The following is a 24,675-nucleotide window of genomic DNA, read 5'->3' on the forward strand; positions in this document are numbered from 1 at the left end:
TTTTCAGACGGCATCTTTTATTTCCTCGACCAACTGATTTAATCGCTCCCTACAAATAGCTTTATTTTTTAATTCGCACTCCCAAACGACAATCACTTTGAAACCAAGCTTTTCCAGCTCGGTTTCATTTTTAAAATCACGTTTGCGATTTTTTGTGATTTTTTCCAACCAAAAATCCGTATTGCTTTTCGGGATGTGTCCTTTATTACAAGAGTGCCCGTGCCAAAAACAGCCGTGTATAAACACGACTGTTTTATATTTCGGCAAAACGATATCTGGTTTGCCTGCATAGCGTTTATCGTTTTTCCGATAACGGAAACCTTGGGAAAAAAGAAATTTCCTTACCAATACTTCCGGTTTGGTTTCTTTGCTATGGATTTTTGACATCACGAAGGAACGTTTGGATGGAGTGAAAATATCGGTCATAAAATTTAAGACGATGTAGGCTTAGCTCGTTTTTTTGTTTGTTCCACTTTTCTTAATAAATATGAAACTAAGCTGATTAAATCCAAAGCATCCTTGTCATTAAAAATGCTAGGAGATAAATTTGCTCTTAACTCATGTTGCACAGGATTTCTAAATCCAGTCCATGTTCCGCATGCAAGCTGTTCAAGACCATCTTCTAAATTCTGTTCCGCCTGCGTTTTGTTATTCGTTAATAGAAGTATAGAATTTTTACTCCCGAAGGCTTTTTCAATCAATTCCCTTCCATCTATGCTATGAAGACCTGTCTGCTTCTGAACCTTATCTTCGAAAACTTTAACTGCCTCGATTGCAGCACTTAAATAATCCTTCTTTTCATTGTAAAAATCATTACAGGCAGTATGCAAATCCTGATGCAGATGCCGCCAATGATAGTAAGGATATTCTGGAATAATACTATGTAAGGCAGAGATTACTTCCGCTTGTTCTCTATTTGTAAGCTCCGAATCTTCCAAACGATTCAAAATAACTTCTACTGGGTCCCTTTCCTCTTCTGGTAATTTGCTTTTCCAATCTTCGATATCAACTCCGCTTTCGCCTTTCACTTCGTCATCTTTCTCTTTTTTTCTTCTTTTTCTCCAATCTTGCCCGATGGCTCGGACGATTTCCCCAAGGAAAACCCGTAATTTTGAAGTTTTAGGATGCTTCCAATCCAATGATGTCCTATCTGTAGCGATTAAATCTTCATCATCATTATCTATAAAATCAATACTTAACCATCCTGTCAGATAAGAGTAGAAATGGCTAGATTCACTATCTGTGAAGAATTCCGGAGTATTAACCATTCTACCGTTAGCAAACAACGTAATACCTTTCATATCGTTCTTTAACGGTTTTTCAGTTGTAATAAATTTGCCTTTTATCAAACCACTAAATTCATATTGTTCGAATTTTAAAGATAATGAAGGAATAGCGGTTACCAAATTTTCATATTTCCATTCAAATTGCGGGGTTACAAGATTATATTTTAGGTTTCCATCAATGATTTTGGGTTCCGAGTCGTTCAATCTTACTTTGATTTTAAAATCCTGAGCCGGAAAATCAAACAAGCGGGAAAGACGCTCCACATAATTATCTAATGGATATCCCTGTTTCTTCGTTAGCTCTGTCAAAGTTATAGTTGTTCCGTTTTCGGTATTGGGTTCAACAGATTCTTTCTGAAACTTTGGTTGATAAATACGCTCACTTTTTTTAATCTCTGCATAATCCAAAGTAAAAGTAACCCGTTCGTTTCCTTGAATAGTAGAGATTTCAATTTTGTTACCAAGCCCGAATAATGCCAATTTACCAAGCCCCTTTTTACCCGTTGGAATTCTTCCGCACGGTGAGGCTTGTTTTTCTTCCCTTCTGTTCCGACCGATTCTCAAATAAAAATCATTGATTTCATCGAAGCTCATTCCTATACCATTATCTTTAATAATGATTTTATGCTCCGGTTTATCGAATAACCTAACTTCCACTTCCGTGGCACATGCATCGTAGGCATTCGCTATCAACTCGGCAATCGCAGGAACAGTATGCGAATACATCTTTACACCCAAATGTTCGATTACGGTTGGCTCGAAACTCATTTTCAATTTTTTTTCAGACATGTTTTCTCCTTTTCTAACATTCGATATTATCAACAATTGCCCTACCTATTTTTTCCGCATACATCGGAGGAACGGCATTACCAATCAAACGGGCTATCTTGTCTCTGCTGCCCGCTTTAAAGACATAGTTACGAGGGAACGATTGCAATGTTGCACCTTCGCGCAGGGATAACGCCCTGTCTTCTTCTGGATGGACAAACCGCCCGTTGGAAATACTAAAGAATTTGGTCGTTATGGTAGGTGCGGGTTTATCCCACCATAGCCTACCGAACGTATCCTTAAAGCTATCATCTTTCCCGATAAAACATTTCAGTTGTAATTCGGGAATATGTGCAAAAGCCAAACGATTTCCTCCGTTTTTAGGTATCAAAGCCAATCGTTTCAGATTGATATCGGATAATCCCGCACAGCTATGCATAAAATCCGTTTCATCTTGATGCCCCGCAATAATTTTCGGAAAGCCGTTTTCCATTCCCAAAACATCGCGCACCGTAAGCCGTTTACCCGAATACTTGACTGGCTCCAGCTTGTCTTTGGTTATTCTGTTTGCAATCAAAGTAAACCTCTTACGACTTTGGGGAATTCCGTAATCAGCCGTATTGTGAATACCGAAATGGACGGTAAATCCTTTTTCTTCCAATAATTTTATGAAATTATCAAGCCCACTTTCTTTCATCCTGCTCAGAATTCCCGGAACATTCTCTACAACAACATATCCGGGATTAAAATATTCTACAAACCGTTGAAATTCCAAAAGCAAACTCTTGGATTTTTCCGATTTTCGTTTGTCTGTTTGAATAACGCTCCAATATTGACAAGGACTACAACCTATAAGAATTAAATCATCATCATCCTTTTTTAAGCCGAGTTCTTTTTCTAATGTTTCAGGCTGCAATTCAAAAACATCAGCCTGTATAAATTTGGCATCTATATTGGCTTCATATGTTTCTTTGCAGCTAGGTTCGTAATCTATTCCAGCTAGAACTTTGATGCCAGCAGATTGCATTCCATAGCTCATTCCTCCGCCACCACAGAAAAAATCAATTGCTTTTAAAAAAGTACCATTCTTCATTTTTATTTAAATAAATGCATTAGTAAAAATTTGTTTTGTATAACATATAATTTGTTGTTTATCAAGAAAAATTAATTTTTAACTAGTGTGGCCTGTATAGTAAACTGTAGCTTGCATCAAGCCGCGTGTGTACCCAAAGGCACGCACGCGGTCTTTTTAAAATGTTTTCCCAATCAAACCAAAGGCCGTCTGAAAGTACTCTTTAACTTTCAGACGGCCTTTTTATATTCATATCCCTGTTTATTTTTCCAACCGTGCAATCAGTTCATCGGCCAAGTCCAGATAAGCCTGTGTGCCTTTGGCGTGGGCGTCGTAGGCGAGGGCGGGGAGGCCGTGGCTGGGGGCTTCGGCAAGGCGGATGTTGCGGGGGATGACGGTGTCGAAGAGCAGGTTGCCGAAGTGTTGTTTGAGCTGTTCGCTGACTTCGACGACGAGGCGGCTGCGACTGTCGTACATGGTGCGGACGATGCCGGTTACGTCGAGATCGGGGTTGATGGCTTGGCGGATTTTACGGACGGTGGCCACTAAGTCGGAAATGCCTTCGAGGGCGTAGTATTCGCAAAGCATGGGGACGATGACGCCGTTGGCAGCGACCAGGCCGTTGAGGGTGAGCAGGGTCAGGGACGGGGGGCAGTCGATGAGGACGTAGTCGTAGTTGTCGGCAACGAGCTGCAGGGCGTTTTTGAGGCGGATTTCGCGTGCGATTTCTTGGACGAGTTCGACTTCTGCGCCGGCCAGTGTGCGGTTGGCGCCCAATACGTCGTAGCCGCCTTCTTTGCTGCGGACGACGGCGTTGGGGATGTCGGTTTCTCCGAGGACGACTTGGTAAACGCCGTTTTCGATGGTGGCTTTGTTGATGCCGCTGCCTGTGGTGGCGTTGCCTTGGGGGTCGAGGTCGACGACGAGGACGCAGCGGCCTTTGGAGGCCAGGGAGGCGGCTAGGTTGACGGTGGTGGTGGTTTTGCCGACTCCGCCTTTTTGGTTGGCGACGGCGAGGATTTGTGCGCTCATGTGCTTTGCTGTCGTGTTAAGTGTGGATGGCTGGATTGTACCGTTATTCGGTATGCTTGGGTTGTTTTCAGACGGCCTTTTTGCGGATGATGACGATATGGCGTTCGGCATTGAGTTGGGGGACGTGCAATGCTTCGACTTTTTCGACAGCGACGCTTTCGGGCAGTTTGTCGATTTCTTCTTGCGGGTATACGCCTTTCATGGCCGCCCAGTAGCCGCCGTCTTTAAGGAGGTGCTCGGTCCAGTTGACGAAGTCGGCGAGTTCGGCAAAGGCGCGGCTGGTGATGACGTCGGCGCGGCAGTCGGCGGCGGCTTCTACGCGGCCGCTGATGACGCGGACGTTTTTAAGGCCGAGTTCGATGACGGCTTGTTGCAGAAAGGCGGTTTTTTTGGTGTTGGCATCGAGGAGGGTGATGTCGAGGTCGGGGCGGCAGATGGCGGTGGGTATGCCGGGCTGTCCGCCGCCGGAGCCGACGTCGAGCATGGTTTGGGCGTGTTCGATATAGGGCAAGAGGGTCAGGCTGTCGAGCAGGTGGTGGCTGACGGTTTGGGCGGGATCGCGCAGGGCGGTCAGGTTGTAGGTTTTGTTCCACTTTTGCAGCAGGGCGGCATAGTCTAGCAGTTTGGCTTGTTTGGCTTCGTCGATGTCCAAACCCAGTGCCTGTATGCCGTCGCGGAGCTGTTGCGCCTGATTCATTTGTTATTCCTTATTGGTTAAAACGCGTTGGATGTAATGGTAACGGAAAGCATGCCGTCTGAAAATGTTTGTGCCTGTTGAGTCAACGTTTCATCTTGTGAAAGACGATGGGCTGCTCCGGCGCGCGCGTGAGCTGTTTGGGCAGGGTCAGCATGGCGATGATCCATACGGAGAGGGTGTAGTAGAACACGCCTTGTCCGCGCATACCGGCCAATGCGGCATTGCCTAAGATGGCTTCAAAAATCAAACCTGCCGCCGCCGAGGCACACGCTGCGACACCGGCAAGGAAGATGGCATAACGCGAATGCCTGCGCATCATTTTTTTATACGCCAGCTTGGTCAGCCCGCCTGCAATCGGCAGGTTGAGGAAGGCAAACATGCCGCAGACGAACCATGCGACAGAATCCTGCCAACCGCTTTGCCATGCCCACGCGCCGTCTTTGACCGTGACCAGCAGGCCTTGGCCGTCTGAAAAGGCGATTTGCACGATATTGTGCAATATCATTGCCAGCGGCAGGGTGAGGAACATCAGTGCGACCAATAGGGGGCGGTAGGGCTTTTCTTGAGTCAGGTACATGGCGGTTTGCCTTGTTGTGGGATAAGTCGAAATGATAGCAGATTGGCGGTTGATTCACGTTTGTTAGCGCTGAAATTGCTGACAAAAACGGTCAATTAAAAAAGAAATGAAAAATTCTTTTTTCTTGGCAAACGTTGGCGGATAAAGGTTAAAAAAACGTTTTCAGACGGCCTGGTCTCTTATTTTTATATGAACCGAACAGAAAATCTTTGCATTTCTCCGTAAAATCTACTAAATTCTCAATAACATATTATAAAGACCTGAAATCTGGAACCCAAACCGAAACTGCCTCCCGCCCTTTACGCTCGGAAACTCAGCAGGCAAAAAAGTTTCACACACTACAAAAAACAAAACAATTCCTCTGAAATCAGTTGTTTATAATGATAGATAACCACAAGGCAAACCATGCCTGACTTTAGTAGGAGTAAAACCATGGCTGAAGCAACCGATGTCGTATTAGTAGGCGGCGGCATTATGAGCGCCACTTTGGGCGTATTGCTCAAGGAGCTCGAACCATCTTGGGAAATTACCCTGATCGAACGCCTGGAAGATGTAGCGTTGGAATCATCAAATGCATGGAACAACGCCGGTACGGGACACTCTGCCCTGTGCGAATTGAACTATGCCCCCCTGACTGCCGACGGTACGATCGATCCGACCCGCGCCCTCAATATTGCCGAACAATTCCACATCAGCCGCCAGTTTTGGGCGAGTTTGGTTGAAGAAGGCAAACTGGCCGACCGCTCTTTCATCAATTCCGTCCCCCATATGTCGCTGGTGATGAACGCCGATCATTGCGATTATCTGCAAAAACGTTTCGACGTATTCAAAAACCAAAAACTCTTCGAAAAAATGGAGTTTTCTACCGACCGTGCCAAAATTGCCGAATGGGCGCCGCTGGTTATCAACGGCCGCGATGAAAACCAATCCATCGCCGCCAACTACTCCGCCGAAGGCACAGACGTCGATTTCGGAAGCCTGACCCGCCAGATGGTCAAATACTTGAGCGACAAAGGCGTAAAAATCAAATTCAACCGCCATGTCGACGACCTCAACCGCGAATCGGACGGCGCATGGGTGCTGAAAACCAGCAGCACCAAAGACGATGACGACCCGTTGACACTCCGCACCCGTTTCGTCTTCCTCGGCGCAGGCGGCGGCGCACTGACCCTGCTGCAAAAATCCGGTATCCCCGAAGGCAAAGGCTACGGCGGCTTTCCGGTTTCCGGCCTCTTCTTCCGCAACAGCAATCCCGAAACGGCTGCGCAACACAACGCCAAAGTGTACGGCCAAGCCTCCGTCGGCGCGCCCCCAATGTCCGTTCCGCACCTGGATACCCGCAACGTCGACGGCCAACGCCATTTGATGTTCGGCCCGTATGCAGGCTTCCGCCCCAACTTCCTCAAACAAGGCTCGCTCATGGATTTGCCGATGTCCATCCACATGGACAACCTCTACCCCATGCTCCGCGCCGGTTGGGCTAATATGCCGCTGACCAAATACCTCTTGGGCGAATTGCGTAAAACCAAAGAAGAACGCTTCGCCTCGCTGCTCGACTACTATCCGGAAGCTAATCCTGACGATTGGGAACTGATTACCGCCGGTCAACGCGTACAAATCATCAAAAAAGACCCGAAAAAAGGCGGCGTACTCCAATTTGGTACCGAAATCGTCGCTCATGCCGACGGCTCGCTGGCCGCATTGCTGGGTGCGTCCCCAGGTGCATCAACCGCCGTACCTTTGATGATTAAGCTGATCAACCAATGCTTCCCAGATCATGCCGAATCATGGTCTGGCCGTCTGAAAGAATTGGTGCCCGGCTACGGTATCAAGCTGAACGACAATCCGTCTTTGGCGGACGAAATCATCAGCCACAACGCGTCCGTTTTGGGCATTCATCACTAAATTGAAGCAGACACAAAGGCGGGCATTCTTGCCCGCCTTTTTTCAAACCATTAAAATAGCGGCATTCAGGCCGTCTGAAATCTAATCTGCAGCAGCATGTTGCACGACTCAAACCCGAAAATCAGCCCCAATAGAAAAACGCCATGACCGATATTCTCAACAAAATCCTTGCCACCAAAGCAGAAGAAGTGGCCGCCCAAAAAGCCGCCGTTTCCTTGGAAGACATCAAAGCCCAAGCGCAGGCAGCCGCGCCGGTTCGCAGCTTTATCGGCTCAATCCGTGAAAAACACGCGCAGAATCTGCCCGCCATTATTGCCGAAGTCAAAAAAGCCAGCCCAAGCAAAGGCCTGATCCGCCCTGATTTTCATCCTGCCGAAATCGCCGTTGCCTATGAAAAAGCCGGCGCGGCCTGTTTGTCCGTGTTGACGGACGAACCTTATTTCCAAGGCTCACCCGAGTATTTGAAACAGGCGCGTGCGGCTGTGGCGCTGCCGGTCTTGCGTAAAGATTTCATCATTGACGAATACCAAATCTATCAGGCGCGCGCGTGGGGTGCGGATGCGGTTCTTCTGATTGCCGCCGCCTTGGAAGCAGAGCAGCTTGAGCGTTTTGAAGCCGTTGCCCACGAATTGGGCATGACTGTCTTGTTAGAATTGCACGATGCGTCCGAGCTGGAAAAATGCCGCAACATGACCACGCCGCTGTGGGGCGTCAACAACCGCAACCTGCGTACGTTTGAAGTGACCCTGCAACAAACCCTCGATCTCTTGCCTGAATTGAACGGTAAAACCGTTGTAACCGAAAGCGGCATCCGCAACAAAGAAGACGTCGATTTCATGCGCGGCCACGGCGTGCATACTTTCCTGATCGGCGAAACCTTTATGCGTGCCGAAGATATCGAAGCCGAAGTCAAAAAACTGTTCTAAACCTAAAAAATATCAGGCCGTCTGAATTTTCAGACGGCATGAATCCATTGGAGACGAGAAAAAATGTTTACCGTACAACGCATTTATGCTTATCAGCCGAATCCCGAACAGACCGCCGTCTTTATCGACCGCCTTTATCCGCGCGGCGTCCATAAAGAAGTTTTCGCTACGGCGATTTGGCTCAAAGACATTACGCCCAGTGCAAACCTGCGCCGCTGGTATCATGAAAATCCGGCTGAGAATTTTGACGGTTTTGTCAGCCGTTATCACGAAGAGCTGCAAGGCGATACCGAGCAGGCCGCGATCAAACGGCTGCTGGATTTGGAGCGGCAACACGGCAATATCCTGCTGCTGACCGCCGTCAAAGATCCCCGGCATTCCCACGTCTCTGCGCTGGCTCAATTTTTGGGCACAACGTTTGAATATCGCGATTAAAAAATCAGTGTTTGGGCTGAATACAAAAAGGCCGTCTGAAATTAAGGTTTCAGACGGCCTGCTATTTTCAAATCAAGAAGGATAACGGTGTGCCACCAATTTTCCGTCTATGTATTCGCCGATATAGACTTGCGAGGCTTCAAGGTGGAGGCGGTCGAGTTCTTGTTGCAGCCACTCTTCATCACGCTTAATGATTTCGAGGATGTCGGGGTCGACTTGGCCGTCTGTAATCAGTGGATAGCGCATGCTTTCGTCGCCGTACTTAATGACGGCGAGCTGGCCGTTTTGTTCCATCACGGCACGTTTGACGGCAGAGATTTCGTAGATGCCGGCGGCGCGGAGTTTGAACATGAGGTCGTGTGCGCTGATGCCGTTTTTCATGCATTCATCGGTTTGGATTTTGCCGTTGACGATAACCCAGACGGATTTGCCGTCAATGATGGATTTGACCCAGCGGTTGTGGTTTTTGATGAATTTCAGGCTCAAGACCAACAGCGTCCACAAAATCAGCACGAGGAAAAATTGCAACAGGCCGACGCTGTCGCTGTAAATCACGCCACCGATGATGCCGCCGAGTACATAGTTTTGCACTTGGTCCATGGCGGAGGTCGGCGCGAGGTTGCCTTTACCTAAGAGGTTGATTTGCAAAATCAAACCTAAAATACCCATCAGCAGTTTGAGGGCGAGCAGGGAGTATGCTTCCATGTGTGTGTATCCTGTTATTCTTTATCGATGAGTTCGATATTGTTGTTGACCAAATTGATGGGCGTCAGCGTGTAGGCGGAGAAGTCTTGATTGAAATGGACTTCGTAATATTGGCTTTTGATGCCGACAATCATGCCGTTGAACAGGCGCGTGCTGTTGACGATGATGTCTTGTTTTTCAACTTTTTGGTTTTCAATCAAGGCATTGAGAAAACCCACCATGCGCGAAGTATCGGCGGCAAAGTTTTGACGCTCGCTGTATGAAAGATATTGCGTGCCGCAGATGAGGATGAGCAACAACAGCGCAATAATGCTCAGGTCGCGGTATTTGGTGTCCATACGGTGGCGCAGGTATTGCGATACGGCGAGCAGGAGGATGACGAGGGCGGCGAAAATCAGGACGTATTTCAAGTAGTCGTTGAAATACATATGGTTTTCAAGATAAAAGTGGGAAAAGAATTTCATGGTATTTGATAAATTTGGGAAGGGTAATAAGGCCGTCTGAAACTTAAATTTCAGACGGCCTCGTCTATTAAACAAGGATGTTGCGTCAAGGTTTCGGATAAAGCATACATGGTGCTTCCTGAAGTAGTATCAGTTGATAAATCCGTCATCCTTCATTTTCTTTTCGGAAAAATACTGGCTGATGACCAGCAAACTGGCCAGAATGATAATGAAAAGACCTGCCATGGTCAAGGGTGATTTTGAGAAACAAATCGGCATCGATGAAGGAAAACCAAAGTTGCAAAATCAAGAGCAACACCCAGCTGACGAACAATCCGAGACAGGCATAGACGCCGAGTTTAAACACGTTCTTTTTCCAAAATGACGACGTAGGCTTCACGCACGAAAAACAGCAGCATGCGGCGCTGGTCTTTTTCCATGGTAACGACCTTCCATCCTTGCGAAGCGTGGCTGTTGAGGAAATCGCTGAATTTGACCGGATTGATTTTGGCGCTGCCGAAAACCAAACTGGAAAGCAGGTTCTCTTGATAAATGACAGCTTTATATTCTTTCATTTTATTCCTTTAAAAAATAAGGGGGCTTTAAAGCCCCCTGATTCTACTCCTTATTATTCAATTGCGGTAATACGGAGCCTTCGCCCAATGCCAACAAACCGCTTTGCGAGTAGATACCCAGTTTGGCGCGGGTGTCGGTGATGTCGAGGTTGCGCATGGTCAGTTGGCCGATGCGGTCGAGCGGTGTGAACGCTGCGTCTTCGACTTTTTCCATACTCAGGCGTTCCGGTTGGTAGGTCAGGTTAGGCGATTCTGTGTTCAGAATCGAGTAGTCGTTGCCACGGCGCAGCTCGAGGGTGACTTCGCCGGTGATGGCTTTGGCGACCCAGCGTTGGGCGGTTTCGCGCAACATGAGGGCTTGGCTGTCAAACCAGCGGCCTTGGTAGAGCAGGCGGCCGAGGCGCAGGCCGTTGATGCGGTATTGTTCGATGGTGTCTTCGTTGTGGATACCGGTAACCAAACGCTCGTAGGCGATGTGGAATAATGCCATGCCCGGGGCTTCGTAGATGCCGCGCGATTTTGCTTCGATGATGCGGTTTTCGATTTGGTCGCTCATGCCCAAGCCGTGGCGGCCGCCGATGCGGTTGGCTTCGAGGAAGAGTTCGACGGGGTCGGCGTATTCTTTGCCGTTTAATGCAACCGGTACGCCTTCTTCAAAGCGTACGCTGACTTCTTCAGGTTTGACTTCGACGTTTTCGTCCCAGAAGGCAACGCCCATGATGGGCTTGACGATTTTGATGCCGCTGTTGAGGAATTCCAAGTCTTTGGCTTCGTGGGTGGCACCCAGCATGTTGGAGTCGGTAGAGTAGGCTTTTTCAACCGACATTTTGTAGTTGAAGCCGTTGGCAATCAAAAATTCGCTCATTTCGTGACGGCCGCCGAGTTCGTCGATAAATTGTTGGTCGAGCCAAGGTTTGTAGATTTTCAGCGCCGGGTTGGTTAACAGGCCGTAGCGGTAGAAACGCTCGATGTCGTTGCCTTTGTAGGTGCTGCCGTCGCCCCAGATGTTGACGTCGTCTTCTTTCATGGCGGAAACGAGCATGGTGCCGGTTACGGCGCGGCCCAAAGGCGTGGTGTTGAAGTAGGCGATGCCGCCGGTGGAAACGTGGAACGCGCCGCATTGGATGGCGGCGATGCCTTCGTGTGCCAACTGCGTGCGGCAGTCAATCAGGCGGGCGTTTTCCGCACCGTATTCCATCGCTTTTTTGGGAATGGCGTTGTAGTCGTCTTCGTCGGGCTGGCCGAGGTTGGCAGTATAGGCATAAGGCAGCGCGCCTTTGAGTTTCATCCACAACAGCGCGGCAGAGGTATCGAGGCCGCCGGAGAAGGCGATGCCGACTTTTTGGCCAACGGGGAGATTTTGTAAAATGGTATGGTTTTGGCTCATGGGAATTTCTCCAGACTTGAAAAGTTGAAACCATTATCTTATAAATGGAATACATTGTCAGCAATAGGCCGTCTGAATGTTCGGAAGGCCGTATTAAAGAAACCTCATCATGAACGCTTTTAACCTCATTATCATCGGCGATGAAATCCTGCACGGCAGCCGCCAAGACAAGCATTTCGCCTTTTTCAAATCTTTATTGGAATCGCGCGGGCTGAAACTCAATCAGGTGCAATATCTGCCCGATGAACCCGAATTGCTGGTCAAACAACTGCGCCGCAGTTTTTCAGACGGCCTGCCGACTTTCGTTACCGGCGGTATCGGCTCTACACCTGACGACCACACGCGCCAAGCCGCAGCGGCTGCTTTGGATTTGCCCGTTGTCCGCCATCCTGAAGCCGCCAAGTTTATCGAAGGCGTAACCCTGAAACGCGGCGAGCCGCTTGATTCGCCGGAACACGCCCAACGCCTGAAAATGGCGGATTTTCCCGAAGGTGCGGAATTGGTGCCCAATCCGTTTAACAACATCGCCGGATTTTCCATCCGCGAGCATTATTTCTTCCCCGGTTTCCCTGTGATGGCGCACCCGATGGCCGAATGGGTATTGGAAACTTATTACGCCGACTGCTTCAACCAAACCGAACGCGGCAGCCGCAGCGTGTATGTATTCGACCAACCCGAATCGCGCATTACGCCGATTATGGAACATCTTGAGCGTACCTACGCCGGTGTCCGTTCGTACAGCCTGCCCACCGTGGGCCGTACCGATTCAGACGGCCGTTATATTCCGCCGCATATCGAGTTCGGCATCAAGGCGGAAGGCGAGGCCTGCCGCTTGTTGGATGCAGCGTGGGCAGATGCGTTGCAGGGTTTGCAGGCGATTGGCGCGACTTTGAAAGAAACGGTGGAATAATGCACTTGTCTCCGGCCCAAGCCAAACGCGCACTGGCTTTCGCTTCTTTGCTGTTTTTACCGCCGACCCTCATCATCGGCATTGGGCTGGCGCAATATGGCGGCTTTGCTTTCGAGCCGCCGCTGATGCACGCCGTCCATGCCCACGCGGGCACATGGTTTGCCCCGATTGCCACCGTGTTGCACTATCTGGGCAAAACCGCGATTGCCGTGCCGCTGATCGGCGCGGTTGCCGCCGCCCTGTATTTCGCCGATAAAAAGCGAGAGGCACTGTTTTGCGTGTTGGCGGCATTGGTGCCGACTGTGAACATGCTGATTGTGAAGGTATGGTTTGCCCGCGAACGCCCGCTGCTTTGGCCTCGCCTGATTGAAGAAAGCAATTTTTCCTTCCCCAGCGGCCACAGCACGTTTTCCGCCGCCATTGCCGTCATGTTGATATTGCTTTGCCGCCGCACGCGCTACCGCCGCGCCGCTTGGATAGGCGGTATTGCCTTTGCCCTGTTGACCGGGTTTTCACGCGTTTATTTGGGCGTGCATTATCCCACCGACGTTTGGGCAGGCTGGACAAACGGCACGCTGACTGCCTTGCTGGTGTATATGCTCATCTTCAGGCCGTCTGAAAAATAGAAGAAATAATTATGAATACACGTTCACCCAACACGCCTTATTGGCTCAGAAACGGCCACGCCGACACTCTGTTTGCCAAGTTGCTGCAAGGCAAGGCGCCCGACTACCGCCGCGAGCTTCTGCCCGACAGCACCGGCAAAACCCAAGTTGCCTACGATTTTGTCGACAGCACCGACCCCGATGCGCCGCTGGTGGTTTTGTTCCACGGACTGGAAGGCAGCAGCGAAAGCCATTACGCGGTCGAATTGATGAAAGCCGTACAGCAGCGCGGTTGGAACGGCGTGGTCGCCCATTTCCGCAGTTGCGGCGGCATCGCAAATACCGCGCCCGTGTTCTACCACCTCGGCGATACGACTGAAATCGCCTTTATGCTCAACACGCTGGCCCGACGCTATTCAACCATTTACGCCGTCGGCGTTTCTTTGGGGGGCAATGCCCTGGCCAAATATTTGGGCGAGCAGGGCAGCAATGCCGTTCCGCGCGCTTCTGCCGTCGTTTCCGCACCGGTTGATGCCGTAGCGGCAGGTACGCGTTTTGATCAGGGCATGACGCGACTGATTTACACGCGCTATTTTTTGAATTCGCTGCTGCCGAAAGCCCGAGCGATTCCTCAGTTTCAGACGGCCTTGAGCCGGCAAAACTGCAAAACGCTTGGCGATTTTGACGACCGCTTTACCGCGCCGCTTCACGGTTTTGCCGACCGCCACGATTACTACCGCCGCAATTCCTGCAAACCGTTTCTGAAAGGCGTGGATACGCCGTTGCTGCTGCTCAATGCCGTCAACGACCCCTTCCTGCCGCCGGAAGCCCTGCCGACCGGGCGGGACGTGTCCTCGGCCGTTACGCTGCTGCAACCGGCATACGGCGGTCATGTCGGCTTCGTCAGCCGCGATCGGGGCCGTCTGAATCTGCAATGGCTGCCGCAAACGGTGTTGGACTATTTCAAGCAGTATCAGCCGTAAAGGAGAAAGGGCATATATGCGACATGCCCTTAGAGTGTAGAAAGTAAAAAGGCCGTCTGAAAACAAGTTTCAGACGGCCTTTTGAATGGCTTGATTATTTGCCTTTGTTGTCGGCTTTGGCTTCTTTTTTCAGAGAAGCGTACAACTCAGGGTCGCGGTTTTTCAGCAAGGACGCAACGGCCAAGTCGTCACGGTTTACTTTAGCCAAATCGACGCGCTCGATGTGTACCAAACGCAGCAATTCGCGTACAGGTTTAGGCATATTGCGGCCGGATTCGTAACGGGAACCACCGGATTGAGTCACACCGATGCGGCTCCAGAAGTCCATTTGGTTCAGGCCGAGTTTTTTACGGATATCGCGGATGTTTTCAATTTTTTCGAACGATTTCATGAATCTTCCTTATTGTGGTATTTGTTGCATGCCTCTAGGCATAAAAATGGGTCTGCAAGAATGCCGGCATCCCTTTTCCTGTAGGCTTTTGGGGTGATATGTGGGCGTATTGCAAATGACTGATCTAGATAATTAGACAGTATATTCGAAAGAAGTTTGCCGCTGTTTGCCATAATTTGTGTAAATATTTCTTAATTCATTATTTCGTATAATTTTTGGCATATAAATCATTAAATTATGCGATTATCTTAAATATGGCGTGGGCAAATTTTTACACAACTAAACAATTCATTATGGGTAAAAACTTAATTTTGAGCTTTTATTCGGTTTGACGGGTCGGGAAAACGGATAAATTTCAGGCCGTCTGAATCTGTATTTTCAGACGACCTGAAAATTTTTCAAGTTTAAGGCTTGCCGGTGGCAGGACTGATGGTGAGGATTTCGTAGCCGGTTTCGGTAACCAAGACTTCGTGTTCCCATTGGGCGGAAAGGGAGCGGTCTTTGGTAACCACTGTCCAACCGTCGTTCAGGATACGCAGGTGGCGTTTGCCTTGGTTGATCATCGGCTCGATGGTAAAAATCATGCCCGGTTTGAGGACGAGGCCCTGACCTTTGCGGCCGTAATGGACCACTTGCGGCGCTTCGTGGAAACCGCGGCCGATGCCGTGGCCGCAGAATTCTTGAACTACGGAGTAGCCGGCATTTTCTGCAACCTGTTGGCAGGCATAGCCGACGTCGCCGAGAGTGGCGCCGGGTTTGACCGCTTCGATACCCGCCATCATGGAGGCGTGGGTCACGTCGATCAGGCGCTGGGCAATCGGTGAGACTTTGCCGACGGTAAACATGCGGCTGGAGTCGCCGTGGAAGCCGTCTTTTTTGATGGTCAGGTCGATGTTGACGATGTCGCCTTCTTTCAGCGGCTTGTCATCTGGAATGCCGTGGCAGATAACGTGGTTGACGGAGGTGCAGCAGGATTTCGGGTAGGGCGGGTTGCCGTAGTTGAGGGGGGCCGGATAACCGCCTTGAACGTTGACGTGGTAGTCGTAAACGAGTTTGTCGATTTCGTTGGTGGTGACGCCGGGTTTGACGAATTGGCCGATGTAGTCGAGGGCTTCGGCGACCAAGCGGCCGAGTTCGCGCATTTTTTCGATTTCTTCGGGGGTTTTGATGATGACTTTGTCCATGAGGTTTCCTTCTTGTTTCAGACGGCATGGGGGCCGTCTGAACGGGACGGGTGTGCCGTCTGTTTAAAACAGGTTGTCGAGATTGTCTTTGTTGCGCGGTTTGGCTTGTGGTTTGGCCTCAGGCTCGGCTTTGGGAGTCGGTTTGGATTCGGGGGCTTTGGCTTTTGCCGGTTTGTTTTCTGCTGCTTGTGCGGCCGGTTTGCTGTCTGCGGCTTTGTTTGCTACCGGCTGGCTGTCTGCTTGAGGTGTGTTTTGAGCGGCAGGGCTGCTGTTGTCGGATTGTGTTTTTTCTGATTTGTCAGTTTCGGCGCGTTTGTTTTCTGTGCGTTTGCCGCGGTGTGCGGCAGGCCGGTCGTTTTTTGCACCTTCTTCGGCTTTGTCGCCTTTTTCGTTTTGTGGGACGACAGGATTGCCGGAGGCGGTTTTTTCGTCGCCTTCTTGGGCGGGTTGGACGGTTTCAGGTTCGACTGCGCCGTTGGGGCGCCAAACTTCAATGCGTGTATCGGTTTGTTCGGCAGGGCTTTTTTCGGGTACGTCGGTTTTACCGGAGTTTAGGGTGCTGAATACGCCGGCGACAAGGGCTGCGACGGCGATAAAGCTGACAAGGAATAAAGCGCGGATTAGGTGTTTGGGCTTAAGTTGGAAAGGGGTTTTATTATTCTTGGACATGATGGGTCAGGTAATCGTTGGAGGAATGGCCGTCTGAATATTCAGACGGCCCCGGGTTGCCTGTGAATCAGTTGGCAACGTAGTTTTGATAGAGGGTCACGACTTTTTGTACGCCGACGGTCGTGCTGACTTTTTGGGTCACGCGAGCTTGCTCGTCGGGCGTGAGGATACCCATGACATAGGTCACGTTGCCGTAAGTTACGATTTTGACACGTGCTTGGGTGGCCGGGCTGAGGCCCAACAGGGCGGCGCGGACTTTGGATGTGCCCCAGGTGTCGTTGGTCACGTCGCCGAGCGAACGCGCTTGCGAGGCGACGGTAATGTAGTTGTACACGCCTTCTGCGGCTTGTTCGGAACGGGCGATACGTTCAACAAATTGTTTTTCGCCTTCGGTGGCCACTTGGCCGAGCAGGAGCAGGTGGCGGTTGTAGCCGACAACGTTCAGTTTGGGCTTGTAGCCTTCGACTTGGTTGTTTTGGCGCAGGTAGGAGCGTGCGGTGGTTTCGACACGCAGGGCCATAACGTTGTCGTCGGTTTGCGCGCCTGTGGTGCGGCGGTCGACGGCGGATTTGGTGCCGACGGCAGCACCGCCGATCAGTGCGCCGACGCAGCCGCTCAGACTCAGGCTCAAGAGGGTCGCTGTCAGAACGGGGAGGGCGTAGCGTTTGATATTCTTCATATCCTTTTCCTTGGGTATGGACGGTTGGGCGTTCAGACGGCTTTTAAGGGATGGGCCGTCTGAAAAGAAAGGGTTACATGCCTTCAAGCAGGGCGGAGTCGATACAGTCGCACATGGCGTGTATCAGCAGGATATGGTTTTCCTGAACGCGGGCGGTGCGCGGATAAGGGACGTTGAGCAAAACGTCGGTATCTTTGAGCATGGCGGCGATTTTGCCGCCGTCGCGTCCGGTCATGGCGATGACGTGCATATCGCGTTCGTGTGCCGCTTTGATGGCTTCGATGACGTTGGCGGAATTGCCGGAGGTGGAGATGCCGACCAATACGTCGCCGGCACGTCCGAGCGCGCGCACTTGTTTGCTGAATACGTGGTCGAAACCGTAGTCGTTGCCGATGGCGGTCAGTGCGGAAGTATCCGTCGTCAGCGCGACAGCGGCCAATTCCATGCGTTCTTTTTCAAAACGGCCGGTCATTTCGGCGGCGAAGTGTTGCGCGTCGGCAGCCGAACCGCCGTTGCCGCAGGCTAGGATTTTGCCGTCGTTCATCAGGCATTGCAGCATCAGCTCGGCGGCCTGTGCGGTCGGCTCGACCAGTACTTTTTCAGCTTCCTGCTTGGCGCGGATGCTCTCGGCAAAATGTGCGGAAACGCGTTCTTGTAATGTTGTCATGAGGTTAACCTGTAATATTTTGAATCCATTCGGGCGGGCCGTCGCCCTCGATCAGTACCGCGTCCAGGCGGCAGGGCGCATGGTTTAACCCGTGCTTTTGCAGATAATACTCTACACTTCGTTGCAATTTCAATAATTTGGACGGCGAGATGCTGTATGCGGCACCACCGAAACCTCGGTTTTTGCGGTATTTTACTTCAACAAACACAATCGTACCGCCGTTTTTGACGATTAAATCGATTTCGCCGTAGGCACAATGCCAGTTCCGAGCCAGCAGCGAGCAGCCTTTGGCCTGTAGGAACGCCAGTGCCGCATCTTCGGCCGCCGCCCCCTGTTTGTGGTTTAAGCGCATGAAAAGTTTACCCGTTATATAATTATTGTTTTTAAAGAGACGCCGTTTCAGACGGCCTTGAATCTATGTACACAAAACACCTGCAAAAAGCCGTCGACAGCATCGAAAAACAGACATTATACGTTGTCGCCACACCCATCGGCAATTTAGCCGACATAACGCTGCGCGCGCTGGCCGTGCTGCAAAAGGCCGACATGATCTGCGCCGAGGACACCCGTGTTACCGCCCAGCTTTTGAGTGCGTACGGTATTCAGGGCAAACTCGTGAGCGTGCGCGAACACAACGAGCAGCAAATGGCCGATAAAATCATCGCCCATCTTTCAGACGGCCTGAGCGTCGCCCAAGTTTCGGATGCGGGCACGCCTGCGGTGTGCGATCCGGGTGCGAAACTTGCCGCCCGCGTGCGCGAAGCCGGATTTAAAGTGGTGCCAGTGATCGGCGCAAGCGCGGTCATGGGGGCGTTGAGCGTGGCCGGTGTGACGGAATCTGATTTTTATTTCAACGGTTTCTTGCCGCCTAAGACCGGCGAACGCCAAAAGCTGTTGGCCAAATGGGCGGAAGCCGATTTTCCGATTGTGATGTTTGAAACGCCGCACCGTATCGAAGCAAGCCTTGCGGATATGGCCGCGCAGTTCCCCGAACGCCGTTTGACTTTGGCGCGCGAAATCACCAAAACGTTTGAAACCTTCCTCAGCGGCACGGTTGCCGAAATCCAAGCCGCCCTTAAAAACGACAGCAACCAAACGCGTGGAGAAATGGTGCTGGTGTTGCACCCTGCGGTGAAAGAGAAACACAGCGATTTGCCCGAGGCGGCGCAAAACACGATGAAAATCCTTGCGGCTGAGTTGCCGATCAAACAGGCCGCCGAGCTTGCCGCCAAGATTACCGGCGAAAGCAAAAAAGCCTTGTACGATTTAGCGTTGGAGTGGAAACGGATTTCAGACGACGCTTGAGGTCTTGCAGGCTTATTTCTCTCAACCTGTGGTGTGAACGATGCGACGATTTCCTACAGGCAAGGCTGGGTATTGTTCGTTATCCGTTTGCCGGTTCTACAGGCTTTATATAGGCAAAGTTTTGTTTGCCGCATTGCTTCCCCCCCCCTTGCAATTTATAATGACACTGCATACAACTAGTATGTTCTTAAATCTTTCAATCTACGGGAGTGGACTTATGAAACAAAACATCATCGTTGCCTTATTCAACATCTCCAGCGAAGCTTATCAAGCCTTTTCTGAATTGAAAGCTTACTCGCAGACAACAGATACTTTGGTGGCACAAGCCGTTTTGGTTAAAAAGGAAAATGACCTGATTATCCCAGCAGAAAGCACCGACTTTACCGCCAATACGGTCGAAGGCACATGGACGGGCGGCCTCATTGGTTCACTGGTCGGCATTCTTGGCGGTCCTATCGGTGTTCTGTTGGGTGGAGCTACTGGCGCACTCATCGGCAGTGATGCAGGTACTGCCCAAACATTGGAAGAGGGGGCGTTGCTGGAAAATACAGCCAAAAAACTGGATAACGGCAGTACTGCAATCATTATTTTGGCGCAAGAATCCGACGAGGCTGTATTGGATGCTTTCTTCCACCGTTTCAAAACCGTTATTCTCCGGCAAGATGCAGCCGTTGCCCAACAGGACGTATTGGCAGCAATAGAAGCGCAGGAAGAAGTGGCACGTCAGGCACACGAAGCTTGGAAAAAACAGCGCAAAGCCGAACGCAAAGAGAAAGTGGAAGCCTTCAAGGCCGACATCAAACAAAAATTCGACGAATTGGCAGCCAAGTTGAAATAACACTGCCACCAACCCAAGGTATGTAACCGCTCAAATTTTCCGTTTCGGATGCATGCCAAACCGGTTTGAGGCTACCTGAAAATCTATTTTTCAGGTAGCCTCTCCCTTTTTCATGCCCCGAGACCTTTGCAAAGGTCTCAACCTATGTTATTGCAAAGGTCTATGTTATTGCAAAGGTCTCGGCCTTTTTATAATTGGATTTTAGATCGATCCAATAGGTTCAATACGCTTCTAAGTTTGCGTTTCAGACGGCCTCAATGTTTGGCAAACCTGCTTCAACGCTGCCATGCGCTGCGCAAATATTCGATGCAGTCGGTCAGGGCGTAAAACGGGGCGTTGCCGTGATTGGCGTTGGGGTAGAGGGTAAAGCGGACATCTGCGCCGAGGTGGTGCAAAGTGCCGGCAAGGATTTTGGCTTGTGCGACCATGCCGCGGCTGGTTTGGTCGGGGCGGTTGTTTCTGCCTTCATGCTCGCCTGCGCCAAGGCGGATGCCGATTCCTTGCGGCAAAGCGTCGGGCAGCCAATCGAGTACGCGGCGGTCTTGCCACCAGATAGACGGCGAAACCAGCAAATAATGGCGGAATCGTTCGGGACGGGTGAACAGGGAATAGAGGCCGTACAGTGCGCCGAACGAATGGCCGAAGACGGCTTGGTTTTGGGTATCGATGCGGTATTTGCTGTCGAGCAGGGTGGAGAGTTCGTCATCGATAAAGCGGCTGAAGCGGTCTGCTTGGCCGTATTGTTTGCGTTCGGATTCGGGCGCGTTGTCGGGCAGCGGCGGCGTGTAGTCGAGTGCGCGTTGGCTTAAGTCGCGGATGTTGCCGCCGGTGTAGCCGATACCGACAATCAGACAGGCGGCATGGCTTTTGGTAATGGGATTGATGAGCAGGGATTGCGCCATATTGAGGATGGCGGGAAAAAAGGCATCACCGTCAAGAATATACAGCACGGGATAGCCGCCTGCCGGACGTTCGCCGAGTGCCGCGGCTTGAATGCGGTAGGTACGGCCGGTGTGGGTAGAGGTAACGGAGGTTTCTTCGGCTTGCAGCAGGGTGGCGGTTTGCCAGTTGGAGCGGATGGGCATGATGGGGTGCTTTAATCAATGGGTTGCTTAAGTAAAAGGAGAGAAGGCCGTCTGAACAATGGATTTCAGACGGCCTTATTGTACGGATTTCTGCCTTTTTAACAATACGCGCGATTAGCGTACGTCAACATAGGAGCTGCTGTGCAGTTCGCGCAGGAGGTTGGTGGTCGCCTGTTGCGCTTTTTGTTGGGACAGGTATTGGCGGACGGCGTTTTGTTGACGCTCTTCAGGCGTACCTGCTTCGCGGACGTCGTTCAGCTTGATGATGTGCCAGCCGAATTGGGTGCGAACAGGGGCGCTGATTTGGCCGGGTTTGAGTTTGTGGACGGCTTCTTCAAATGGGGCAACCATCATGCCGTCGGCAAACCAGCCCAAATCGCCACCGTTGCCGGCGCTGCTGTCTTGCGAGTATTGGCGTGCCAAACCGCCGAAATCTGCGCCGCTGCGGGCTTGTGAGTAGATTTTGCGGATGGTGCTTTCTGCGCCGACGGCGGCATTGTCGTTGTCGGCTTTAATGAGGATGTGTTGGGCATGGTATTGGCGCACAGGGTCTGCTTCAGGCAGGGTGATGCCTTGTTGTTTGGCCTGCTCGATGTAGCGTGCCACTTCGGAGTCGCTGACGCGGCTGTTTTGCATGATGGCCTGTTGGCGCACTTTTTCAACAATAATGCTGTCGGCGATGTCTTGACGGACGGCGGCAGACGGATTTTTGATGTTGGGGTTGTGCGCGATGACGGCTTCGATTTCGCTATCGGTCGCTTGGATGTTGCGGCGTTTGCCGGCTTGGAGGATTAGGGATTGGTTGATCATTTGTGCCAGAACCTGTTGGCGCAGCTCGTTGGCGTCCATTTGTGTGCCTTTCGGCATGGTTTGACGTGCTTGTGCTACGGCTTGTTCTACTTGGCGGTGGGTAATGACTTCGTTGTCGACAACCGCGGCAATGCCGTCTGAAAGATGTACGCCGCTTTGTACGGCGGGCATGGCGGTGGCGCTGACGGCAGGGGCTTTGGCTGCGCGCGCTTTGCCTGCTTTGGCTTTAGGGGCGGCGTGTGCGCCTACTGCGAGAGTGAGTGCGGCGACGAGAATCAGGGGTTTGAAGTTCATTGTTTGACTACCTCGTTGGTTTTGCTGTAACCGGGGATGGCTAAGCGGAGTTTTTCGAATGGGTTGTTGCCGATATTGCTCAAGTCTTTGAGTTGGAGGTTGAAGAATACGGCGTTTTTGTGGCTGTTTTCGCCGGTAACATAGCGTTGGCCGACCAAGCTCGCGCTCCAGCAGCCGCAGTTGCTTTTGTATTCTGCACCGATGAGCATTTCCAGCGGTTTTTTGGCTTCGATTTCGTAGTTATAACGGGCGACGGCGTACAAGTTTTTGCTCAACGGCCATTGGGCAGCAAGGTCGACTTGGCTGAGTTTGTCGTAGAAATAGTTGCCGTTGGCTTGCAGATAGATGCGCTCGTTGCGTCCGTATTTGTAGCGCGCGCTTAAGACTTTGCCGGGTTCGGGGTTGTAGGCGACCCCTGCGGCGTAGCTTTCGGCACGGCTTTGGTTTTGGTTGTAGTGGATGTCCAAGTCGATGCGGATGCTCGGGGTAATGTTGCCGTGTGCAAAGGCTACCCAGTCGGACTGGCTGCGCGGATAACGGCTGACGCTGCCGTCAGGCAGGACGTTGTCGTTTTTGAAGTAAAACTTCTGGCCGATACCTGCACGGAAGAGTTCCGCACCGGTATTGGGGTTGAGGATGCGGCTTTGTGTGGCCAGCGTCAGGCTGTTGGCCGAATTGATGCGGTCGTTGCCGGAATACAGGTTTTCGCGGAACAGCTGCGAATAGGTAAAGCTGTTTTCGGAGCTGTCGAAATTGGGCAGGTCGTTTTGGGACTTGGTCGGAATGTAGTTGTAAAACAGGCGCGGTTCGAGCGTTTGCAGGTATTCTCCGCCGAATAGACGGGCCCTGCGCTCGAAAGTCAGGCCGCTGTCGACGTTGATGATCGGCAGGACGCGGCTGACATTGCGGCTGCTTTGGCCGTTGAAGCTGTTGAGGCTGTAATAAGTGGCATGTACGCCGACTTTAGGTCGGATGTAGCCCCATTGGTTGTGGAAGTCCCATTTAACGCTCGGGTAGAGTACCACGCGGCTGCCGTCTTGCTTGGTATCGTGGTCAAAACGGGTGAATTGGCCGAACACGTTGAGTTGCGCTTTGCCGAGATGGCTTTGCCAACGGCCGGTCAGACGGGGCATGATGGCATAAGGTTCGTCCTTATAGCCGTCTTGGTTGGCCAGCGTTTGGTATTTTTGTACGCGTAACGAGCCGTCGAAGCTGCCGCCCAACAGTTTGTCGCTGTAATTGAGCCATGCCTGACGGTCGAGGTTGACGTTGCGCGCGATGTCTTCGCGGCCGTAGAAGTCGCGGTAGTAATCGTCGTCGGAAACTTGGTTGTAGTTGATGCCGCCGCTGATTTTGCTGTTCAGCTGCTGCTGGTGTTTCCATTTGAACTGGTAGCGGTTGTTGTGGACGCTTTTTTGGTCGTTCGGCATCCAGTCGCCATCGACTTCGCCGCTGTAATTCGGTTGCAGATAACGCACTTGGCCGCCCAGTTGTACACCGCGTTTACTGATAATGCCCGGGCGGAAGGTGGCATCCAAATTCGGCGCAAGGTTGAAGTAGTAGGGCAGGCTCAGCTCAAGGCCGTCTGAACCGGTGGCAATGGTCGGAACGAGCAGGCCGCTTTTGCGGTTGCCGTTGATGGGGAAGTCCGCCCAAGGCGTGTAGAGGACGGGGACGCCGCCGAATACCAGTGAAGCGTGTTTGGCCACGCCGATGCCTGTCGATTCATCGGCTTCGATGCTTTGCGCTTGGATATACCAGCTGGCATCGCCGGGCGAACAGGTGTTGAATTTGGTATTGATGAGTTTGTAGAGGCCTTTGCCTTTGAGTTCGGCTTTTTCGCTGACACTTTGAAGGCGGCGGCCGCCTTGTTCGGTATTGAGGCGCACGGCAGTGCCGGAACCGGTTTGGTTTTTGAGGTTGTAAACCAATTGGTCGCCGGATACGGTCGAACCGTTTTGATACAGGGTAAAGCGGTCGCCGGCGGTAACGGTATCGGCGGCTTGGTCGTATTGCGCCCAATCGGCGTTGAGAACATCGGCATTGCGCTCGACAATGACGTCGCCTTCGGCACGGACGCCGACTTGGGTCTGGCCTTCTATTTTATCGGCGTTGACGCGGGTGTAATCGGCAGGCAGGGCAGGCTCGCCGCTGCGTTTGATTTCGGCGGTTTCGGCCGGCTTGGCATCTTCGTGGTCGCAAAACAGGCAAGTGCTGCCCAAGGAAAGCGCATCGGCTTCGCTTTGGCCGGTTTTTGCCGGTTTGGATTCAGCGGCGTGGGCAGGGGTATAGTCTTCCGCCTGCGGAACAGAAGCATCTTCCGCGCGCACGGCTGTTGCGCCAAAGCCCATAATTAAGGCGAGTACCAAGGGTTTGAGTGAAAATAAACGAGCCAAAATCGCCCCTTAAATCGGTTTGCCAGTTAGAATAGCGGTTATTGTAACCTG

The 24,675-nt window shown here is 51.5% G+C and carries 27 protein-coding genes and 1 pseudogene; 8 read left to right on the forward strand and 20 right to left on the reverse strand.

The window, feature by feature from the left end; translation table 11 throughout:
- Positions 1–3: 3 nt before the first annotated feature.
- The 6 genes from ACTHRY_RS08455 to ACTHRY_RS08480 all read right to left on the reverse strand — a co-directional run bounded on the left by ACTHRY_RS08455 (position 4) and on the right by ACTHRY_RS08480 (position 5,432).
- Entirely contained in the window at positions 4–426 is a 423-nt protein-coding gene (locus ACTHRY_RS08455) for a very short patch repair endonuclease (RefSeq protein ID WP_049322456.1), read from the reverse strand.
- A gap of 5 nt (positions 427–431) precedes the next feature.
- Positions 432–2,075: a TIGR02391 family protein gene (locus tag ACTHRY_RS08460; protein WP_049322457.1), complete on the reverse strand. Its 1,644-nt coding sequence runs from the start codon at positions 2,073–2,075 to the stop codon at positions 432–434.
- Between the two features lie 13 nt (positions 2,076–2,088).
- The gene (locus ACTHRY_RS08465) at positions 2,089–3,147 is read right to left on the reverse strand and encodes a DNA cytosine methyltransferase (RefSeq protein ID WP_049322458.1); all 1,059 of its coding nucleotides are present in this window, start codon (positions 3,145–3,147) and stop codon (positions 2,089–2,091) included.
- Positions 3,148–3,387: 240 nt separating this feature from the next.
- On the reverse strand, positions 3,388–4,158 hold the full coding sequence (locus ACTHRY_RS08470; RefSeq protein WP_440374189.1) for a ParA family protein: 771 nt from the start codon (positions 4,156–4,158) through the stop codon (positions 3,388–3,390).
- A gap of 67 nt (positions 4,159–4,225) precedes the next feature.
- Positions 4,226–4,855 carry a 16S rRNA (guanine(527)-N(7))-methyltransferase RsmG gene (rsmG, locus tag ACTHRY_RS08475; RefSeq protein WP_036493627.1) on the reverse strand — a complete coding sequence of 210 codons (630 nt, stop codon included), beginning with the start codon at positions 4,853–4,855 and terminating at the stop codon, positions 4,226–4,228.
- An 82-nt stretch (positions 4,856–4,937) separates the two neighbouring features.
- A complete protein-coding gene (locus ACTHRY_RS08480) occupies positions 4,938–5,432 on the reverse strand; it encodes a hypothetical protein (RefSeq protein ID WP_003749363.1) in 495 nt (164 codons plus the stop codon).
- Between the two features lie 432 nt (positions 5,433–5,864).
- Between ACTHRY_RS08480 and ACTHRY_RS08485 the strand changes: the two genes are divergently transcribed.
- From ACTHRY_RS08485 to ACTHRY_RS08495, 3 genes are all read left to right on the forward strand, one after another.
- The gene (locus ACTHRY_RS08485) at positions 5,865–7,337 is read left to right on the forward strand and encodes a malate:quinone oxidoreductase (RefSeq protein ID WP_049322460.1); all 1,473 of its coding nucleotides are present in this window, start codon (positions 5,865–5,867) and stop codon (positions 7,335–7,337) included.
- A gap of 143 nt (positions 7,338–7,480) precedes the next feature.
- Positions 7,481–8,263, forward strand: coding sequence for an indole-3-glycerol phosphate synthase TrpC (gene trpC / locus ACTHRY_RS08490; protein ID WP_049322461.1), 783 nt, complete (start codon positions 7,481–7,483; stop codon positions 8,261–8,263).
- Positions 8,264–8,326: 63 nt separating this feature from the next.
- Complete coding sequence (locus ACTHRY_RS08495; RefSeq protein ID WP_049322462.1) at positions 8,327–8,698, forward strand: DUF488 domain-containing protein; 372 nt, start codon at positions 8,327–8,329, stop codon at positions 8,696–8,698.
- A 72-nt stretch (positions 8,699–8,770) separates the two neighbouring features.
- On the opposite strand, the gene ACTHRY_RS08500 is transcribed toward ACTHRY_RS08495, so the two are convergent.
- The 5 genes and pseudogenes from ACTHRY_RS08500 to argG all read right to left on the reverse strand — a co-directional run bounded on the left by ACTHRY_RS08500 (position 8,771) and on the right by argG (position 11,808).
- Positions 8,771–9,403, reverse strand: a complete 633-nt coding sequence (locus tag ACTHRY_RS08500; RefSeq protein ID WP_049322463.1) for a DUF421 domain-containing protein — start codon at positions 9,401–9,403, stop codon at positions 8,771–8,773.
- A gap of 14 nt (positions 9,404–9,417) precedes the next feature.
- Positions 9,418–9,867, reverse strand: coding sequence for a DUF3290 domain-containing protein (locus ACTHRY_RS08505; RefSeq protein WP_049322464.1), 450 nt, complete (start codon positions 9,865–9,867; stop codon positions 9,418–9,420).
- Positions 9,868–9,996: 129 nt separating this feature from the next.
- A pseudogene (locus ACTHRY_RS08510) lies at positions 9,997–10,213 on the reverse strand (hypothetical protein).
- Positions 10,206–10,421: a DUF4177 domain-containing protein gene (locus ACTHRY_RS08515; RefSeq protein WP_003749376.1), complete on the reverse strand. Its 216-nt coding sequence runs from the start codon at positions 10,419–10,421 to the stop codon at positions 10,206–10,208. Before ACTHRY_RS08515 ends, ACTHRY_RS08510 begins: the two are co-directional and overlap by 8 nt.
- A 43-nt stretch (positions 10,422–10,464) precedes the next feature.
- The gene (gene argG, locus ACTHRY_RS08520) at positions 10,465–11,808 is read right to left on the reverse strand and encodes an argininosuccinate synthase (protein ID WP_049359322.1); all 1,344 of its coding nucleotides are present in this window, start codon (positions 11,806–11,808) and stop codon (positions 10,465–10,467) included.
- Positions 11,809–11,917: 109 nt separating this feature from the next.
- On the opposite strand from argG, the gene ACTHRY_RS08525 reads away from it, so the two are divergent.
- From ACTHRY_RS08525 to ACTHRY_RS08535, 3 genes are read left to right on the forward strand one after another with little or no spacing between them, the layout of a single operon-like run.
- Positions 11,918–12,718 (forward strand): competence/damage-inducible protein A, encoded by an 801-nt coding sequence (locus tag ACTHRY_RS08525; RefSeq protein ID WP_049359324.1) that lies wholly within the window; start codon positions 11,918–11,920, stop codon positions 12,716–12,718.
- Positions 12,718–13,344, forward strand: coding sequence for a phosphatase PAP2 family protein (locus tag ACTHRY_RS08530; protein WP_049359327.1), 627 nt, complete (start codon positions 12,718–12,720; stop codon positions 13,342–13,344). Before ACTHRY_RS08525 ends, ACTHRY_RS08530 begins: the two co-directional genes overlap by 1 nt.
- A gap of 11 nt (positions 13,345–13,355) precedes the next feature.
- Positions 13,356–14,306 (forward strand): alpha/beta fold hydrolase, encoded by a 951-nt coding sequence (locus ACTHRY_RS08535; protein WP_049359328.1) that lies wholly within the window; start codon positions 13,356–13,358, stop codon positions 14,304–14,306.
- A 94-nt stretch (positions 14,307–14,400) separates the two neighbouring features.
- Here the strand turns inward: ACTHRY_RS08535 and ACTHRY_RS08540 are convergent, their stop codons facing one another.
- The 6 genes from ACTHRY_RS08540 to ACTHRY_RS08565 all read right to left on the reverse strand — a co-directional run bounded on the left by ACTHRY_RS08540 (position 14,401) and on the right by ACTHRY_RS08565 (position 18,248).
- Entirely contained in the window at positions 14,401–14,697 is a 297-nt protein-coding gene (locus ACTHRY_RS08540) for a helix-turn-helix domain-containing protein (protein ID WP_003680641.1), read from the reverse strand.
- A 404-nt stretch (positions 14,698–15,101) separates the two neighbouring features.
- Entirely contained in the window at positions 15,102–15,902 is an 801-nt protein-coding gene (gene map / locus ACTHRY_RS08545; RefSeq protein ID WP_223168906.1) for a type I methionyl aminopeptidase, read from the reverse strand.
- Between the two features lie 42 nt (positions 15,903–15,944).
- Positions 15,945–16,550 (reverse strand): hypothetical protein, encoded by a 606-nt coding sequence (locus tag ACTHRY_RS08550; protein WP_049359332.1) that lies wholly within the window; start codon positions 16,548–16,550, stop codon positions 15,945–15,947.
- A gap of 67 nt (positions 16,551–16,617) precedes the next feature.
- Positions 16,618–17,229: a BON domain-containing protein gene (locus ACTHRY_RS08555; RefSeq protein WP_036493677.1), complete on the reverse strand. Its 612-nt coding sequence runs from the start codon at positions 17,227–17,229 to the stop codon at positions 16,618–16,620.
- 73 nt (positions 17,230–17,302) lie between these two features.
- Positions 17,303–17,896 carry a phosphoheptose isomerase gene (locus ACTHRY_RS08560; protein WP_049359335.1) on the reverse strand — a complete coding sequence of 198 codons (594 nt, stop codon included), beginning with the start codon at positions 17,894–17,896 and terminating at the stop codon, positions 17,303–17,305.
- A gap of 4 nt (positions 17,897–17,900) precedes the next feature.
- Positions 17,901–18,248 (reverse strand): YraN family protein, encoded by a 348-nt coding sequence (locus ACTHRY_RS08565; RefSeq protein WP_049359336.1) that lies wholly within the window; start codon positions 18,246–18,248, stop codon positions 17,901–17,903.
- A gap of 65 nt (positions 18,249–18,313) precedes the next feature.
- Here ACTHRY_RS08565 and rsmI point away from each other — a divergent pair, with 65 nt between their 5' ends.
- Positions 18,314–19,201 (forward strand): 16S rRNA (cytidine(1402)-2'-O)-methyltransferase, encoded by an 888-nt coding sequence (gene rsmI / locus ACTHRY_RS08570; RefSeq protein ID WP_049359338.1) that lies wholly within the window; start codon positions 18,314–18,316, stop codon positions 19,199–19,201.
- A 217-nt stretch (positions 19,202–19,418) separates the two neighbouring features.
- A complete protein-coding gene (locus tag ACTHRY_RS08575; RefSeq protein ID WP_049359340.1) occupies positions 19,419–20,039 on the forward strand; it encodes a DUF1269 domain-containing protein in 621 nt (206 codons plus the stop codon).
- A gap of 275 nt (positions 20,040–20,314) precedes the next feature.
- Here the strand turns inward: ACTHRY_RS08575 and ACTHRY_RS08580 are convergent, their stop codons facing one another.
- The 3 genes from ACTHRY_RS08580 to ACTHRY_RS08590 form a co-directional block, all read right to left on the reverse strand.
- Positions 20,315–21,124: an alpha/beta hydrolase gene (locus tag ACTHRY_RS08580; RefSeq protein ID WP_049359343.1), complete on the reverse strand. Its 810-nt coding sequence runs from the start codon at positions 21,122–21,124 to the stop codon at positions 20,315–20,317.
- 114 nt (positions 21,125–21,238) lie between these two features.
- Positions 21,239–22,228: a peptidylprolyl isomerase gene (locus tag ACTHRY_RS08585; RefSeq protein ID WP_036493692.1), complete on the reverse strand. Its 990-nt coding sequence runs from the start codon at positions 22,226–22,228 to the stop codon at positions 21,239–21,241.
- Positions 22,225–24,624 carry an LPS-assembly protein LptD gene (locus tag ACTHRY_RS08590; RefSeq protein ID WP_440374190.1) on the reverse strand — a complete coding sequence of 800 codons (2,400 nt, stop codon included), beginning with the start codon at positions 24,622–24,624 and terminating at the stop codon, positions 22,225–22,227. The genes ACTHRY_RS08585 and ACTHRY_RS08590 overlap by 4 nt, the downstream gene beginning before the upstream one ends.
- Positions 24,625–24,675 lie beyond the last annotated feature (51 nt).

It is taken from the genome of Neisseria sp. P0004.S004 (assembly GCF_051963335.1).
GTDB lineage: Bacteria > Pseudomonadota > Gammaproteobacteria > Burkholderiales > Neisseriaceae > Neisseria.